This window comes from Ferrovibrio terrae (assembly GCF_943371255.1).
Taxonomy (GTDB): domain Bacteria; phylum Pseudomonadota; class Alphaproteobacteria; order Ferrovibrionales; family Ferrovibrionaceae; genus Ferrovibrio; species Ferrovibrio terrae_B.
On sequence record NZ_CALRUC010000053.1, the window covers coordinates 13131 to 28130 of the forward strand.

The window sequence follows — 15000 nt, forward strand, 5'->3', positions numbered from 1 at the left end:
GCTGTCCGCCTCCGGCCCCACTGGCTATACTGGCCGCAATTCAGGTCTGACGTATTCTCATCCAGTCTGGCGGGCACGACTTCCAATGACGCATTTTAGCAAGATCGCCTTTGTTGCGGCCAGAGGCGATACCGCCGAAGCCGCCCGGGCGCGGCTGGCATCGCGTTATGGCGATGCCGTGCCGGAAAAGGCCGAAGTGATCGTGGCCCTGGGCGGCGACGGCTTCATGCTGCAGACCCTGCACCAGTATATGACCAGCCGGATTCCGATCTATGGCATGAACCAGGGCACGCTCGGCTTCCTGATGAACGAATACCGGGAAGACAGTCTGATCGAACGGCTGGCCGAAGCCCAGGCTGCCACCGTGCACCCCCTGCGCATGCGCGCCATCACCCTGGGCGGCGAGCACCACGAGGCGCTGGCGATCAACGAGGTCGCCCTGCTGCGCCAGACCCGCCAAACTGCCAAGCTGCGCATCTCGATCGATGGCCGCGTGCGCGTCGAGGAGCTGGTCTGCGACGGTGCCCTGGTGGCGACGCCGGCTGGCAGCACGGCCTACAACCTGTCCGCCCATGGCCCGGTTTTGCCGCTCTCGGCCGGGGCGCTGGCGCTGACACCGATCAGTGCCTTTCGACCGCGGCGCTGGCGCGGCGCCCTGCTGGGGCGCAATGCCACGGTGAAGATCGAGGTGCTGGAAACCGCCAAGCGGCCGGTCTCGGCCACAGCCGATTTCAACGAGGTGCGCGACGTCGCCAGCGTCGAAATCCGCGAAGCGCCGGAGATCGGCCTGACCCTGCTGTTCGATGCCGGCCACAGCCTGGAAGAACGCATCCTCAACGAACAGTTTCTGACATAAAAAAAACGCCGCGGCATTGCTGCCGCGGCGCTTGTGGTTGACGGCCGGCCGCGATCAGTCGCGGGACACGCCATTGGCAACCGTGTACTGGTCGGCACGCGCCTTGTAGCTGAGGCCCTTGCGGGTCGCCCAGGGCGTGATCTCGATATGCAGCGGGATCAGCGCCTGGTCGTCCATCGCCATCTTCGAACCCTGCTGCAGCAGCATTTCGCGCTTGGCATTGTCGACGGTGCCGAGCGCCTGCTCGATGATCGCATCGAGCTGCGGGTTCGAGTAGCGGCCCTTGTTGGTGCCGCCGAAGCCCTTGTCGCGGTTCGGCGTCGCCACCAGAGAACGCAGCGGATCAGACATTTCACCGGTGCCCGCGCCCCAGCCGGCCAGATAGGCCGAGTAGACGAAGGAGTCGCGGTTCTTGAAGAACACGGTGGCCGTGGTGGCATCCACCTTGGTCTTCACGCCGATCCGCGTCCACTGCGACGCCACCGCCTGCGCCACTTCTGCATCGTTGATGTAGCGGTTGTTGGGCGAGCCCAGCGTGATCGAGAAGCCGTTCGGATAGCCGGCCTCGGCCAGCAGCTTCTTGGCCGCATCGGCGTTGAAGGCATCGGGCTTGGCATCCTTGCGGGTACCGAACATCGGCGAGGGCAGGAAATCGCCGGTCGGCTGGCCCAGGCCTTCCATGATGCGGCTGGTGATCGCATCGCGGTTGATCGCCATCGACAGCGCCTTGCGCACGCGCACATCCTTCAGCGGGTTCTTGTCGCCCGCATCGGGAATACCCACGGTGGTCGGCGTGCTGAAGCTGTCGAGATGGATGTAGATCAGGCGGTTGGAAACGGCCTGGCTGATCTTCACATTCGGATTCTCGCGCAGCTTCTTCAGGTCGGCCGGCGGCGGATTCTCGATCATGTCGACATCGCCGGCGAGCAGGGCTGCCACGCGGGCGGCGTCATTCGACATCGGGCGATAGATCACCCGTTCCCACTTCGGCTTGTCGCCCCAGTAATCCTTGTTGGCGGCAAAGACGATGCGGTTGCCGCGCGTCCATTCCACGAACTTGTAGGGGCCGGTGCCGATCAGGCCTTCGCCCTTGGCCAGCGCCTCGGTGGTCATGCCTTCGGCCACATCGGCCTTGGCGGCTTTTGAGGACATGATGGCGACGCGGCTCACGTCGGTCGGCAGCAGCGGCGCCGGCGCCTTGGTGACGAACTGGATGGTGAAGTCGTCGATCACCTTCACTTCGGAGAAGCTGCGGGTGAACAGCGTGAACGGCGACGGGCTGTTCGGCACCTTGGCCGGACGCGCCATCGAGAACACCACGTCAGCGGCAGTGAACGGCGCGCCGTCATGGAACTTCACGCCCTTGCGCAGCTTGAATTCCCAGACCGTGTCGCTGACCGCCTTCCAGCTTTCCGCCAGGCCCGGCACCAGCTTCTGCGTCTCGTCCTGGAGGATCAGGGTATCGAACAGCGTGAAGGCCAGCTGGTTGTTCGGACCGAGATTGTGATAGTGCGGGTCCATCGCGCTCGGCTCGGTCGAAATGCCGATCTTCAGTTCCTGCGCCTGCACAGAAACCATCGGCAGGGCAAACACGCCAGCCGACAGCAGGGCCGCGGCGGTCAGCGTTTTCCATCGCGGCGTTTTCCAAAGCATGGTCATCACAGAGTTCTCCCCTCAATGGGCGCGTCTATGCGCCCGCAAAACTGGGAGGCAGATTGCCGATTCAGGCCGGGTGAAACAAGAGGCGGCTAGGCGACGAGTGCGATTGCGAAAAGGATCAGAACCATGCCGGCGATGCGGTTGATCCAGCGGCGCATCCCGATACCCACGCGCTGCCGCAGGGCAGCAATCGTACCACTCAGCATTGCCCACCAGAGCAGCGAACCGATGAAAACCCCGGCAACCGCGCTGGCCGCCGTCGCCAGCCCCGGCTCAGCCGCCAGACCCAGGCCGGCAAACAGCGCGGCAAAGGAGAGAATCGTCGACGGGTTGCTCATGGTGAGCGCGAAGGTGACGGCAAACAGCCGCAGCGGACGACCGCTCATCGGCGGCGCCGCATCGGCTTCTGCCGGTGCTGACGACAAGGTGCGCCAGCCGAGCCAGGCGATGAACAGCGCGCCGCCCCATTGCAGGATCTGCTGCACGGGCACCGGCCCGATGCTGCCCAGCCCGCCGGCCAGCATGGCAAAGCCCGCCGCCGCCAGCGCGGCATAGAGCGCATCGGCCACCGCCGTGCCGATGCCGCCGCTGAAGCCCATCCAGAAACCGCCGGCCAGGCTGCGCTGGATGCACAGCACGCCGATCGGCCCCACCGGCGCCGCCACGGCCAGCCCGAGCAGGATGCCGCGCAGGAAGAATTCGCCGTCGCCGATCACGAGACGGACGCGGCCGTATGGATCGGCACGGCCGCGGTTTCCTTGGCGGTGGAGAGCGCGATGATGGTCTGGCTGCGCGGGATGCCGGGCAGCGCCTTGATGCGGCGGGCCACCAGGTCTTCCAGGTCCAGCAGACTGGCCGCCCGCACCTTCAGCAGATACGACCAGTCGCTGGCGACATGATGGCATTCCTGGATCGCGGCGTCCGCGCGCACCAGCGCCAGGAAGGCGGCCTCATGCTCGGGCCGCTCGATCAGCACATAGACGAAGGCCAGCACCGGGCTGCCGACCGCCCGCGGATCGACCCGCGCCGTCCAGCCGGCGATGGCGCCGCTTTTCTCCAGCTTTTTCAGCCGCTCGTTGACCGCCGAGACCGACAGGCCGACGACGGCGCCGATCTCGCCATAGGAAGACCGGCCGAAAACCTGGATATGCTCTAGTATTTTCCTGTCAAACTCATCCATACCGGCAATTTATGCCGAATAAATGTGAAATTTCAAGAAAATCTATTGCGCGACTTCAAGGCCGATCGGGCAGGACACACCGGTACCGCCTAAGCCGCAGTAACCATTGGGATTCTTGGCCAGATACTGCTGGTGATAGTCCTCGGCATAATAGAAAGCCGGCGCGGCGATGATCTCGGTGGTGATCTTGGCCCGCTTCGCTTTGGTCAGCGCCACCTGATAGGCATCGCGCGACGCCTCGGCCGCCTGCTGCTGCGCCGGCGAGCTGGTGTAGATGCCGGAGCGGTACTGCGTGCCGGTATCGTTGCCCTGGCGCATGCCCTGGGTCGGATCGTGGCTTTCCCAGAAGATCTTCAGCAGGGCGGCGTAGCTGATCTTCGCCGGATCAAACACCACCTGTACCACTTCGTTATGGCCGGTCAGGCCGCTGCAGACCTCTTCATAGGTGGGGTTCGGCGTATAGCCGGCGATATAGCCCACCGAGGTGCTGTAGACGCCCGGCCCGGCCTGCCAGAACTTGCGCTCGGCGCCCCAGAAACAGCCGAGGCCGAAAATGGCGGTCTCCATGCCTTCGGGATACGGCCCCTTCAGCGGGTTGCCGTTGACGAAATGCTTGGCCGGCACCGGCATGGCGGTCGCCCGCCCGGGCAGCGCCCGGTCGCGGGGCGGCATCTCGACCTTATGGCGTGGGGCCTGGAACCACATGGCATCCTCCGGATCTGTTGTGGGGCCGCATATAGGGCAGGCTTGCAGTCCCGGCAGCCCTGCCCTGCGGCGCCTCTTGGTTGCGGCGATCTTGATACAAGGTAGTGTGCCGGGGTCAGAAAATCAAAATCACAACCCCGCGTTTCGCCCCTTACCCGCAGTTCATCGTGCCCGCTTTCCCGCTTTACACCCGCCTGATCGGCACCGGCACCCGTCGTGGCGTCGCCTCGATGATGCTGGGCATGGCCGTCTTCGTCGCCAATGACAGCCTGGTGAAGCTGGCCAGCAGCGCCATGCCGACCGGCCAGCTGATCTCCCTGCGCAATTTCATGGCCACATTGCTGCTGCTGGCGTTGGTCTTTGCCACCGGCCAGGCCAGCCAGTTGCGCCGCGCGGTCAATCCGGCGGTGATGACGCGCAGCTGCCTGGACCTGATCGCCACGCTGCTCTTCATCGTGGCGCTGTTCCACATGCCGATCGGCAATGTCACCGCGATCAACATGAGTTCGCCGCTGATGATGACCGCCGTGGCGGCGCTATTCCTGCACCTGCCGGTGGGCTGGCGGCGCTGGACCGCGGTGGCGGTCGGCTTTGGCGGCATCATGCTGATCGTGCAGCCGCGCGCCGAAGGCTTCAACGCCTATGCGCTGGTCGCGCTCTGCTCAACGGTGTTCGTCGTGGCGCGCGATCTCAGCACGCGGCGCATCGGCCATGACATTCCCTCCCTGATCGTGGCCACAACCAATTCGGTTTTCGTGACCGGCGGCGCGCTGGTGCTCTCCGCCTTCGAGGGCTGGGTTGCCATCGGCTGGCGTGAATACACCTTGCTGGCCTGCGCCGGTGTCTTCCTGATCATCGGCTATCTGCTGATCGTGGATGCCTTCCGCCATGGCGATATCGCCACGGTCGGCCCGTTCCGCTACACCGGCCTGATCTGGGCTTTGCTGGCCGGCTACCTGATCTGGGGCGACATGCCCAACCTGCTGGCCTGGGCCGGCATCGTCATCGTGGTGGCCAGTGGCCTGTATGTGCTGCACCGCGAACATGTGCGCGGCCGCGACGAAGCGGCGAAGACGGTGCCGGTGGAATAGCTGGCGCAGTTCAGCGATCCGGTGCAAATTTCCGAACTAGAAACGCTCTGAGGAATTGACCTTTATGCGCCAGTGGTTTGGGGCGATCAGCATGATCTGCACTGCGGCGCTACCTGCCTCAGCGCAGTCTTCCTGCAAACCAGAAACGGCCGTTTACACTATGGCCGAAACACCCGGATGGGAACTTCGCCTTCCCATGAAGACCGCCGGTCGTTCTATGGGCGAATGGGCCTCCGTGCCTATGGTATCGCTTTACTCAATCTCCAAACAGAAGACCTACGAATTTGGCTGGATTCTCGTGAACGGGACTTTTGCGGAGATTCTGACCCCACTGTGGCAAAAAAATCCGAAATCGAGCCTGAGAGTTTATCATTACGATAAAGACAAACTTTCAAATGGCTTGCCTAATCCAGACGAGCTTGCCCCGGAAGGGATGTTTATCGAAGGCTTCGATACATTCTTCCGGTATCACGTTGACATCGAGGATATAGATTATCCCGGTGTCGGTCTCTGGAAGCTGATTGCGTGCAAGGAATAGGGCGGCGGCCTAGCGGCGACCGCACTGTACTCTACCGCGTAAATTCCTCCGACACGGTATCCACCGTGCCGATGTGATGCGCCATCGCGGTCTCGGCCGCTGCTGCATCGCCCTGCAAAATCGCGCGCACCACCGCATCATGCTCGGCGAACGAACTCGCCAGGCGGCCGACCAGCCTGAACTGCGCGCGGCGGAAGGGCGACAGCCGCTGGCGCACCGCCATGGTGTTTTCCACCAGCGCGGTATTGTGCGTGCCTTCATAGATCAGGGTATGGAAGCCCACATTCATCTGCGCATAGGCATCGATCTCGCCATCGCGCACCAGGATGCGGGTGCGTTCGTGGAACTCTTCCAGCTTCTTGCGTTCGGCCGCCGTCATGCGCTGGGCGGCATAGCGTGCCGAGATGGCTTCCAGCTCGCGCATCACCTCGAACAGGTCATGCATATGCTGGCGCGAGGGAATGGCGACGAGTGCGCCACGATGCGGGCGGATTTCCACCAGGCCGGTCTCGACCAGGGCTTTCAGCGCCTCGCGCACCGGGGTGCGCGACACACCGAAACGGTCGGCCAGATCCTGCTCCTCCAGCCGGGCGCCGGGTGGCAGGCGGCCGGACAGGATCTCGTCGGCGATGCGCTGGCGCAAAGAGCCCGCCCGCGTCTGCTTGCCCGCGAGGTCGAGATCGAATTCCGGCTTCAACTGGTTCATCTGGCTCTCCAGACCGAATCCCAGTCTACCAGCCGGACCGCCAAGCCGCCACGGCCGCAATAAGCTTCGCCCCACCAGGCTGGCGGCATTGTGACCGCCACCGATCCGGGGCACTTTGGCCCATGAGCAAGGGGCCATCATGGAAGCACGGCTGAAGTCCAACCTGGTGGTGCAGGCGATCCTGCGGCGCTACGACCTGGAGGCCATCCCGGTCTATATCCGCCGCAAGGGCGATCCGGATGCCGGCACCATCCTGCTCAAGATCGCGCTGGGGCCGCAGGTCGCCACCCTGCTGGGCCAGGCCCGCGATGCCGAGGGCCGGCCGGCCTGGCTGCGGCTGGGTGGCGCCTGCATCAGCGATGCCGATGCCGAATCCGCCATCGCAAAGGCGATCACACGCGACCCGGACCTTTATGTGATCGAAGTGGAAGACCCCAAGGGCCGCGTGCTGGTCGACGGGCCGATCCTGTAGCCTCAGGCGACCTGTTCGATATCGGCCGGCACGGCCTGCACACGGGCGGCGGCAAACACCTGGCCGATGCCGACCAGCACCGGCTGGTCCGTACCAATGCGCAGCAGCGCATCGCCAAGCTCTGCCAGACGCCCGGTCCAGCGCGTTTCGTCCCGGCGCGACACCGCCGTCACCACCGCCACCGGCATCTCGGGCGACAGGCCTTGGCTCATCAGCCGGGCGGCAAAGGCGCCGCCGGTGCGGCCGCCCATATAAACCATCAGCGAGGTTTCGGGATCGGCCAGGCCGCGCCAGTCGAGATCGTCGGGCAGTTCGCCCTGGCGCGAATGGCCGGTGACGAACCGCACCGAATGCGCCGCATGGCGATGGGTGAGCGACACGCCAAGGCTGCTGGCAGCCGCGAGTGCCGCCGTGATGCCCGGCACCACGGCGACCGGAATGCCGGCAGACTCCAGCGCGGCGATTTCCTCGCCGGCACGGCCGAACACCATCGGATCGCCGGCCTTGAGCCGCACCACGCGCTTGCCCTGGCGCGCCAGCTTGACCATCAGCGCGTTGATATCTTCCTGCTTGCAGCTGGCCCGGCCGCCGCGCTTGCCCACCATCATGCGCTTGGCTTCGCGACGGGCGAGTTCCAGCACTTCGTCGGATACCAGATCGTCGAACAGGATCACATCGGCGGCCTGCAAGGCGCGCATCGCCTTCAGCGTCAGCAGCTCGGCATCGCCCGGCCCGGCCCCCACCAGCGTCACGTGACCACCGGCTGCCTTCATCGGCTGGATATCGATATCGGCCGGAACAACCGGCTCGAGGAAGGCGCGCTCGGCAAAGCGCTCCCAGAAGCTGCGGCGCAGGCCCGGCGTCGGCAGGCGCTCGGCCACCGCCCTGCGGATGCGCTTGGCAGCGGTTGCCCAGGCCCCCAGTGAAGCCGGCAGCAGGGTTTCGATGCGGCGGCGGATCGCCTGCGCCAGAATCGGCGCCGCGCCATCGGTGGAAATGCCGATGACGACCGGCGAGCGGTTGACGATGGCGCCGAACTGCACGTCGCAATGGGCCGGCTTGTCGATGGCGGTGCAGATCGCGCCGGCGGCTTTCGCTGCCGCGCGGAATGCGATGGCCGCAGCATCGTCCTCGGCATCGATGATGGCGAGCGTGGCACCCATCAGATCGGCAGGCTGCCAGCCGCGCGCGATGCGCGTCACATCCAGTGCCAGCATCTCGGTGCCGAAGTCTTCAGCGTAGACGGTAACACTGGCACCCGCTGCCGCCAGCAGTTCGGCTTTCCAGGCCGCCGCCGCCGAGCCGCCGGCGATCACGGCCTGCCTGTCATGCAGATCAAGGAACACCGGCAGCTTGGCCAGGGCACCGATGCGCTGCGGATGCTGTGCTTCAGCCGGCTTTCTGGACATCGCTCGCTCTTGGGACAGCATCGATGATCCTCCGGATTTCGCTGCGGCAGGAGCCGCAATTGGTGCCGGCCTGCAAGGCCGTGCCGACCGCTTCCACCGTGTGGCAGCCGCCAGTGACGGCCGCGGCAATCTGCCCGGCGCCGACATCGAAGCAGGCGCAGACCTGGGCGCCGCGATCGGGCTGCGACGCGCCAGCGCGGCCGGCCAGCAGGCGCATGCGCTCGCCCGGCGTGGCAGCCGTGCGGCCGAGCTGTTCGGCGGCCCAGCCGCGCGACACCGCGACCGGCTCCGGTGCCACAAACAGCGCGCCGATCAGGTGCTCGCCACGGAAAGCGGCGAAACGGTGATGCGCGGCGGCCGTATCGTGATAGGCGAGCAGGTCGATCTCCGACGCCTCATCGAGGCCGAACAGCGCGCGGGCAAAGGTGGTCCAGTCCTGCGGCAGAACGGTATCGGCCAACTCGACACGCCAGCCGTCTTTCGCCTTCGCCTTGGCCCAGTAACCGGTGGCGATCTCGCCCGGCGCCGCGGCCATCACGGCAAAGCCATACCAGGCCGCCGCATAGGGGCGCGCAGCCACGGCGGTGAATTTCAACTCCGGCTGGCCCGAGACCGGGTCGGTGACCGGGTTGACCAGTGCATCCACGCGCGCCTTGCCACTGAACTGGTCGGTCCAGTGCAGCGGCACGAAAACCGTGCCGCGCTTCTGGTCCTCGCTGACCAGCGCGCGCACCACGATGCTGGCGCGATCGTTCTGCAGCACCGCCAGCGTGGCGGCCGTGATGCCATGGGCGGCGGCATCCTCGGGATGCAGCTCGACGAAAGGCTCGGCGATATGGCCCATCAGGCGCGGCGACAGCGCCGTGCGCGTCATGGTGTGCCACTGGTCGCGCACACGGCCGGTGTTGAGCACCAGCGGATAGGTTTCTGAAACCTGCTCGGCGGGCGCACGCCACGTGGTCGCAATGAAGCGGGCGCGGCGGTCCGGCGTATAGAACTGCCCATCAGCAAAGAAGCGGCGGTCGCTGCGCGGCAGCTCGCCCTTCGGGCAGGGCCACTGCACCGGCAGCAGCGCGTCGTAACTCTCTGCCGTGATATCGGCGAAGGCGGAGATGTCGAAATCGCGCGTGCCGGCATTTTCCACGCCACTCAGCGCGGCGAATTCGCGGAACACATCGACCGGCGCGGCATAGTCAAACGCCTCGGCCCAGCCCATGCGCTTGGCCACCTCGGCAAAGATCCACCAGTCGGCCCGCACTTCACCTGGCCAGGGCTGAAAGGTCCGCTGGCGCGAGATGCGGCGCTCGGAATTGGTCACCGTGCCGTCCTTCTCGCCCCAGGCCGCCGCCGGCAGCAGCACATGGGCATGGCGCGCGGTGTCGGTGACCGCCATGACATCGGAGACCACGACGAAGGGGCAGTCCTTCAGGCCAGCCTCGACATCATCGGCATCGGGCAGACTGTCGACCGGATTGGTGCCGGCGATCCACACCGCCTTGATGCGACCGTCTTTCACCGCGCGGAACAGATCGACGGCCTTGAGACCCGGCCTGTCGGCGATGCGCGGCGAGCGCCAGAAATCCTGCACGATGCGGCGATGCTCGGGCTCGCCCAGTTCCATATGGCAGGCGAGCTGGTTGGCGAGACCGCCGACCTCGCGGCCGCCCATCGCATTCGGCTGGCCGGTGATCGAGAACGGCCCCATGCCGGGAGAACCGATGCGGCCCGTCAGCAAATGGCAGTTGAGGATGGCATTGACCTTGTCGCTGCCCGCGCTCGACTGGTTGACGCCCTGCGAGAAGCCGGTGACGACACGCTCGGTGCGGGCGAACAGATCATAGAAGCGGCGCAGTTCGGCCTGAGACAGCCCGGTAATCTCGGCGATTTCGGCCAGCGACAGCGCGCCTGCGGCAGTCAGCGCCGCGTCCAGCCCGTTGGTGTGATCCTGCACGAAAGCCGCGTCCTGCCGGCCGGCCTCCTGCAGATGCACCAGCAGCCCGTTGAACAGCGCCACATCGGAGCCGGGATTGAGCGCCAGATGCAGGTCGGCGGAGCGTGCTGTCATGGTGCGGCGCGGATCGATCACCACGACGTTCAGTTCAGGACGCGCGGTCTTGGCGGTAGCCAGACGCTGGAACAGCACCGGATGGCACCAGGCCAGATTGGAACCGACCAGCACGACCAGATCGGCCTGCTCCATATCCTCGTAGATGCCCGGCACCGTATCGGTGCCGAAGGCGCGCTTGTGGCCGGCCACGGCGGAAGCCATGCAGAGCCGCGAATTGGTGTCGATGTTGCCTGTGCCGATAAAACCCTTCATCAGCTTGTTGGCGACATAGTAATCCTCGGTCAGCAATTGGCCCGAGACATAGAAGGCCACCGAGTCCGGGCCATGCATGGCAATCGTGTCGGAGAAGACGGATGCAACACGATCCAGCGCGGCACCCCAGCTGACGCGCACACCATCCACCACCGGATGCAGCAGGCGGCCATCGAGGCCAAGCGTTTGCCCCAGCGCCGAACCTTTCGAGCAGGTGCGGCCGAAATTGGCCGGATGCGCGCCATCGCCTTTCACATCGACGGCGCCGGTGTCCGCATCGCGTGCCACCTGCAGACCGCAGCCGACGCCGCAGTAAGGACAGGTGGTGCGCGTCTCTGCGGTACCGGCTGTCATGTCAGGCGGCTTTGACGGCAAGTCCGGGCCAGGACAGCAGGATGCGATCCTCCTGCAGCTTCACCGCGATGGTGCGGGTGCAGCCCTGGTCGGCGCCCTGCGCTTCGCCGGTTTTCAGGCTGATCACCCAGTTGTGCAGCGGGCAGGTGACAGAGTCGCCCTGAACGATGCCCTGCGACAGCGGCCCGCCCTTGTGCGGGCATTTGTCATCGAGCGCGAATATCCGGTCATCCATTGTGCGGAAGATCGCGATATCGCCGCGTGCCGTCTTCACCACACGGGCGCCGCGCCGGGGGATGTCCTCCAGCATGCCGATATCGAGCCAGTCACTGTCCATCTTCATGGCGCCCCTACTCTGCCGCCCATTATTCTGCTGCCTGGGCCAGCCGCAGATCGGCCAGCGGCTTGAACTCATGCCCGAAGGCGCCCTTGACCCGCTCGGCCCAGGGATCGATCTGGGCAAAGACCTGCGCATGCACGAAGCGGTCATACAGCGCGCGGCGGCCCGCGGCGTCTTCGACGATCCGCTGCTTCACCGTGTCGAGACCGACGCGATGCAGCCATTTATGGATGCGGTCTAGGTAATGCGCCTGCTCGCGATACAGCTGCATCAGCGCGCCGGTATATTCCAGCACCTCGGCCTCGGTCTCCACCTTGCACAGCAGGATGGTCTGCTTGACCTCCAGGCCGGCGGCACCGGCGATATGGAATTCGTAGCCGGAGTCGACGCAGATGATGCCGATATCCTTGATGGTGGCCTCGGCGCAGTTGCGCGGGCAGCCCGAGACACCGAGCTTGACCTTGTGCGGCGTCCAGCTGCCCCAGGTGAATTTCTCCAGCTTGATGCCAAGGCCGGTCGAATCCTGGGTGCCGAAGCGGCACCATTCGGTGCCGACGCAGGTCTTCACCGTACGCAGGCCCTTGGCGTAGGCATGACCCGACACCATGCCGGCGGCATTGAGATCGGCCCAGACGCCGGGCAGGTCTTCCTTCTTGACGCCCAGCAGATCGATGCGCTGGCCGCCGGTCACCTTGACGGTGGGGATGTTGAACTTGTCCGCCACATCGGCGATGGCGCGCAGCTCCTTGGCGCTGGTGACGCCGCCCCACATGCGCGGCACCACCGAATAGGTGCCGTCCTTCTGGATGTTGGCATGGGCGCGCTCGTTGATGAAGCGCGACTGGTTGTCGTCGACATATTCGCCGGGCCAGGTGGCAAGCAGATAGTAGTTCAGCGCCGGGCGGCATTTGCTGCAGCCGCAGGAGGTCTTCCACTCCAGCTCCTGCATCACCGCCGGGATCGACTTCAGATCCTTGGCAATAATCAGGCGGCGGATATCGTCATGGCTCAGATCGGTGCAGCCGCAGGCCGCTTTCGAAGCCTTGGGCGCATAACCGTCGCCGAGCGTCAGCCCGATCAGCTTCTCGACCAGGCCGGTGCAGGAACCGCAGGAGGCCGAGGCCTTGGTGACGGCACGCACTTCTTCAAGGCTGGTGAGCCCCTTGGAGGTGATCGCACCGGTGATCTTGCTCTTGCACACGCCGTTGCATCCGCAGATCTCTGCCTCATCCGGCAAGGCTGCAACGGCCGCCATAGGGTCCAGCGGGGCGCCTCCCGCGAAGCCCTGGCCGAAGATCAGTGTGTCGCGCAGTTCGGCGATGTCGGCATTCTCGCGCAGCAGCTGGAAGAACCAGGCGCCGTCTTCCACTTCGCCATACAGCACGGTGCCGATGATCCTGTTGTCTTTCAGCACCAGCCGCTTGTAGACGCCGCGCGCCGCATCGCGCAGCACGATCTCCTCGCGATCCTTGGCCTCGGCGAAATCGCCGGCCGAAAACAGGTTGATGCCGGTGACCTTCAGCTTGGTAGCGGTGACCGAACCGTTATAGGCCGCCGGTTCATCCACCAGCGTCTTGGCCAGCACGCCGGCCATGTCATACAGCGGCGCGACCAGACCATAAGTGGCGCCGCGATGTTCGACGCATTCGCCCAGTGCGAAGATATCGGGATCGGAAGTGCGCATCTGGTCATCGACCACGATGCCGCGGTTGACCGTGAGGTCGGCCAGCTTGCCCAGTGCCGCGTTCGGCCGGATACCGACCGCCATGACCACCAGCGAGGCCGGGATCACCGTGCCGTCTTCCAGCTCCACACCCTCGACCTTGCCGTTGCCTACAATGGCCTTGGTGTTGGCGCCGGTCATCACCTTGATGCCGCGGTCCTCGATGGCCTTTTTCAGCAGATAGCCGGCCGAGGCATCGAGCTGCCGCTCCATCAGCGTCGGCATGATATGCACGACGGTGACATCCATGCCCTGTTCAGACAGGCCGGCCGCGGCTTCGAGGCCGAGCAGGCCGCCACCGATCACCACGGCACTGCCGCGCGCCTTGGCAGCCAGGATCATGGCATCGACGTCATCCAGATCGCGATAGCTCAGCACGCCGGGCAGGGTGTGGCCCGGCACCGGGATGATGAAGGGCACGGAGCCGGTGGCAATCACCAGCTTGTCGTAGGATTCAGTCAGACCGTTATCGGTGGTGATCGTCTTGGCCGCACGGTCGATACCGGTGACCCTGGTGCCCTTGTGCAGGGTGATGCCGTTGTTGATGTACCAGCCATCGCCATGGATGACGATCTGCTCGTAGCTTTTCTCACCCGAGAGCACCGGCGACAGCATGATACGGTCGTAATTCACCCGCGGTTCGGCGTTGAAGATGGTGATGTCATACCGGCCGGGCGCTTTTTCCAGCAGGTTTTCCAGCATGCGGCCGGGCGCCATGCCATTGCCGACGATCAGCAGTCTCTCAGCCATTGCTCTTACTCCTACTCTCGCGTCGCATGCCCTTCACGACGTCCTCCCGGTTTTTCTTTTTAGGCCGCGTGCACGGCCGGCGCGCGATGCCGCGCATACAGGAATTCCATGATCTCCTTGCGGCAGCGCACATATTCGGCGTCGCCGGCCAGGGTCAGCCGGTTGCGCGGACGCGGCAGGTCGACATTGAGGATTTCGCCGATGGTGGCAGCCGGACCATTGGTCATCATCACCACGCGATCCGACAGCAGCACCGCCTCGTCCACGTCATGGGTGATCATGATGACGGTGTTCTTCAGCTTGGCATGCAGTTCCATGACCGTGTCCTGCAGTGTGGCGCGAGTCAGTGCATCCAGCGCGCCGAAGGGTTCGTCCAGCAACAGAACCTTGGGTTCCATCGCCAAGGCACGTGCGATACCGACGCGCTGCTTCATGCCACCGGAGATTTCATGCGGGCGCTTTTCCAGCGCATGATCCATGCCGACCAGGGCGAGGTTGTGCTTCGTCCATTCGTCGCGCTGGGCCTTGGTCTTGGTCTTGGAATGCACCTTGTCGACCGCGAGGCGCACATTGTCGTACACCGTAAGCCAGGGCAGCAGCGAATGGTTCTGGAACACCACGGCGCGGTCCGGGCCCGGATCGGACACTTCCTTGCCCTGCAGCAGCACGCCGCCGGTGGTGGCGCGCGTCAGGCCGGCCACGATGTTGAGCAGGGTCGACTTGCCGCAGCCGCTATGGCCGATCAGCGCGACGAATTCGCCACTGTTGATTTCCAGCTCGATATCACGCAGCGCGATGAAGGGGCCGTTGGCGCCTTTGAAGGTCATGCCGACATTCGAGATGCTGAGATAAGCGGACATGGCAAACTCCTCGGTTACCGGCGCGCCGTGGCGCGGG

The 15000-nt window shown here is 65.0% G+C and carries 14 protein-coding genes; 4 read left to right on the forward strand and 10 right to left on the reverse strand.

Annotation, left to right across the window (positions count from 1 at the left end):
* Positions 1 to 85 precede the first annotated feature (85 nt).
* Positions 86 to 856: an NAD kinase gene (locus AAG799_RS12580; RefSeq protein ID WP_341896357.1), complete on the forward strand. Its 771-nt coding sequence runs from the start codon at positions 86 to 88 to the stop codon at positions 854 to 856.
* A gap of 54 nt (positions 857 to 910) precedes the next feature.
* Here the strand turns inward: AAG799_RS12580 and AAG799_RS12585 are convergent, their stop codons facing one another.
* From AAG799_RS12585 to msrA, 4 genes are all read right to left on the reverse strand, one after another.
* Entirely contained in the window at positions 911 to 2515 is a 1605-nt protein-coding gene (locus AAG799_RS12585; RefSeq protein WP_341896359.1) for an ABC transporter substrate-binding protein, read from the reverse strand.
* 89 nt (positions 2516 to 2604) lie between these two features.
* Positions 2605 to 3231: a LysE family transporter gene (locus AAG799_RS12590; protein WP_341896361.1), complete on the reverse strand. Its 627-nt coding sequence runs from the start codon at positions 3229 to 3231 to the stop codon at positions 2605 to 2607.
* Positions 3228 to 3695: an Lrp/AsnC family transcriptional regulator gene (locus AAG799_RS12595; RefSeq protein WP_341896363.1), complete on the reverse strand. Its 468-nt coding sequence runs from the start codon at positions 3693 to 3695 to the stop codon at positions 3228 to 3230. Before AAG799_RS12595 ends, AAG799_RS12590 begins: the two co-directional genes overlap by 4 nt.
* A 42-nt stretch (positions 3696 to 3737) precedes the next feature.
* Positions 3738 to 4400 carry a peptide-methionine (S)-S-oxide reductase MsrA gene (gene msrA, locus AAG799_RS12600; protein ID WP_341896365.1) on the reverse strand — a complete coding sequence of 221 codons (663 nt, stop codon included), beginning with the start codon at positions 4398 to 4400 and terminating at the stop codon, positions 3738 to 3740.
* Between the two features lie 167 nt (positions 4401 to 4567).
* Between msrA and AAG799_RS12605 the strand changes: the two genes are divergently transcribed.
* Both AAG799_RS12605 and AAG799_RS12610 read left to right on the forward strand, forming a co-directional pair.
* On the forward strand, positions 4568 to 5491 hold the full coding sequence (locus AAG799_RS12605; RefSeq protein ID WP_341896367.1) for a DMT family transporter: 924 nt from the start codon (positions 4568 to 4570) through the stop codon (positions 5489 to 5491).
* A gap of 64 nt (positions 5492 to 5555) precedes the next feature.
* The gene (locus tag AAG799_RS12610; protein WP_341896369.1) at positions 5556 to 6029 is read left to right on the forward strand and encodes a hypothetical protein; all 474 of its coding nucleotides are present in this window, start codon (positions 5556 to 5558) and stop codon (positions 6027 to 6029) included.
* Positions 6030 to 6060: 31 nt separating this feature from the next.
* On the opposite strand, the gene AAG799_RS12615 is transcribed toward AAG799_RS12610, so the two are convergent.
* On the reverse strand, positions 6061 to 6735 hold the full coding sequence (locus tag AAG799_RS12615) for a GntR family transcriptional regulator (protein WP_341896371.1): 675 nt from the start codon (positions 6733 to 6735) through the stop codon (positions 6061 to 6063).
* Between the two features lie 139 nt (positions 6736 to 6874).
* On the opposite strand from AAG799_RS12615, the gene AAG799_RS12620 reads away from it, so the two are divergent.
* A complete protein-coding gene (locus AAG799_RS12620) occupies positions 6875 to 7207 on the forward strand; it encodes a DUF1491 family protein (RefSeq protein WP_341896373.1) in 333 nt (110 codons plus the stop codon).
* Between the two features lie 2 nt (positions 7208 to 7209).
* On the opposite strand, the gene cysG is transcribed toward AAG799_RS12620, so the two are convergent.
* The 5 genes from cysG to AAG799_RS12645 form a co-directional block, all read right to left on the reverse strand.
* Positions 7210 to 8616 (reverse strand): siroheme synthase CysG, encoded by a 1407-nt coding sequence (cysG, locus tag AAG799_RS12625; protein WP_341896375.1) that lies wholly within the window; start codon positions 8614 to 8616, stop codon positions 7210 to 7212.
* Positions 8597 to 11290, reverse strand: a complete 2694-nt coding sequence (locus tag AAG799_RS12630) for a nitrate reductase (protein WP_341896377.1) — start codon at positions 11288 to 11290, stop codon at positions 8597 to 8599. The genes cysG and AAG799_RS12630 overlap by 20 nt, the downstream gene beginning before the upstream one ends.
* Before the next feature lies 1 nt (position 11291).
* Positions 11292 to 11627: a nitrite reductase small subunit NirD gene (gene nirD, locus AAG799_RS12635; RefSeq protein WP_341896382.1), complete on the reverse strand. Its 336-nt coding sequence runs from the start codon at positions 11625 to 11627 to the stop codon at positions 11292 to 11294.
* Between the two features lie 28 nt (positions 11628 to 11655).
* A complete protein-coding gene (gene nirB, locus AAG799_RS12640; RefSeq protein WP_341896379.1) occupies positions 11656 to 14103 on the reverse strand; it encodes a nitrite reductase large subunit NirB in 2448 nt (815 codons plus the stop codon).
* 59 nt (positions 14104 to 14162) lie between these two features.
* Positions 14163 to 15000, reverse strand: an 838-nt coding sequence (locus AAG799_RS12645; RefSeq protein ID WP_341896381.1) for an ABC transporter ATP-binding protein, incomplete at its 5' end; no start/stop codon positions are given.

Bases quoted from the DNA above. Each gene is read 5' to 3' on its own strand.
- AAG799_RS12610 (WP_341896369.1), top strand. From the start codon at position 5,556: ATGCGCCAGTGGTTTGGGGCGATCAGCATGATCTGCACTGCGGCGCTA.
- cysG (WP_341896375.1), bottom strand. From the start codon at position 8,616: ATGTCCAGAAAGCCGGCTGAAGCACAGCATCCGCAGCGCATCGGTGCC.
- nirD (WP_341896382.1), bottom strand. From the start codon at position 11,627: ATGGACAGTGACTGGCTCGATATCGGCATGCTGGAGGACATCCCCCGG.
- AAG799_RS12620 (WP_341896373.1), top strand. From the start codon at position 6,875: ATGGAAGCACGGCTGAAGTCCAACCTGGTGGTGCAGGCGATCCTGCGG.
- AAG799_RS12580 (WP_341896357.1), top strand. From the start codon at position 86: ATGACGCATTTTAGCAAGATCGCCTTTGTTGCGGCCAGAGGCGATACC.
- AAG799_RS12630 (WP_341896377.1), bottom strand. From the start codon at position 11,290: ATGACAGCCGGTACCGCAGAGACGCGCACCACCTGTCCTTACTGCGGC.
- AAG799_RS12615 (WP_341896371.1), bottom strand. From the start codon at position 6,735: ATGAACCAGTTGAAGCCGGAATTCGATCTCGACCTCGCGGGCAAGCAG.
- AAG799_RS12585 (WP_341896359.1), bottom strand. From the start codon at position 2,515: ATGACCATGCTTTGGAAAACGCCGCGATGGAAAACGCTGACCGCCGCG.
- nirB (WP_341896379.1), bottom strand. From the start codon at position 14,103: ATGGCTGAGAGACTGCTGATCGTCGGCAATGGCATGGCGCCCGGCCGC.
- AAG799_RS12595 (WP_341896363.1), bottom strand. From the start codon at position 3,695: ATGGATGAGTTTGACAGGAAAATACTAGAGCATATCCAGGTTTTCGGC.
- msrA (WP_341896365.1), bottom strand. From the start codon at position 4,400: ATGTGGTTCCAGGCCCCACGCCATAAGGTCGAGATGCCGCCCCGCGAC.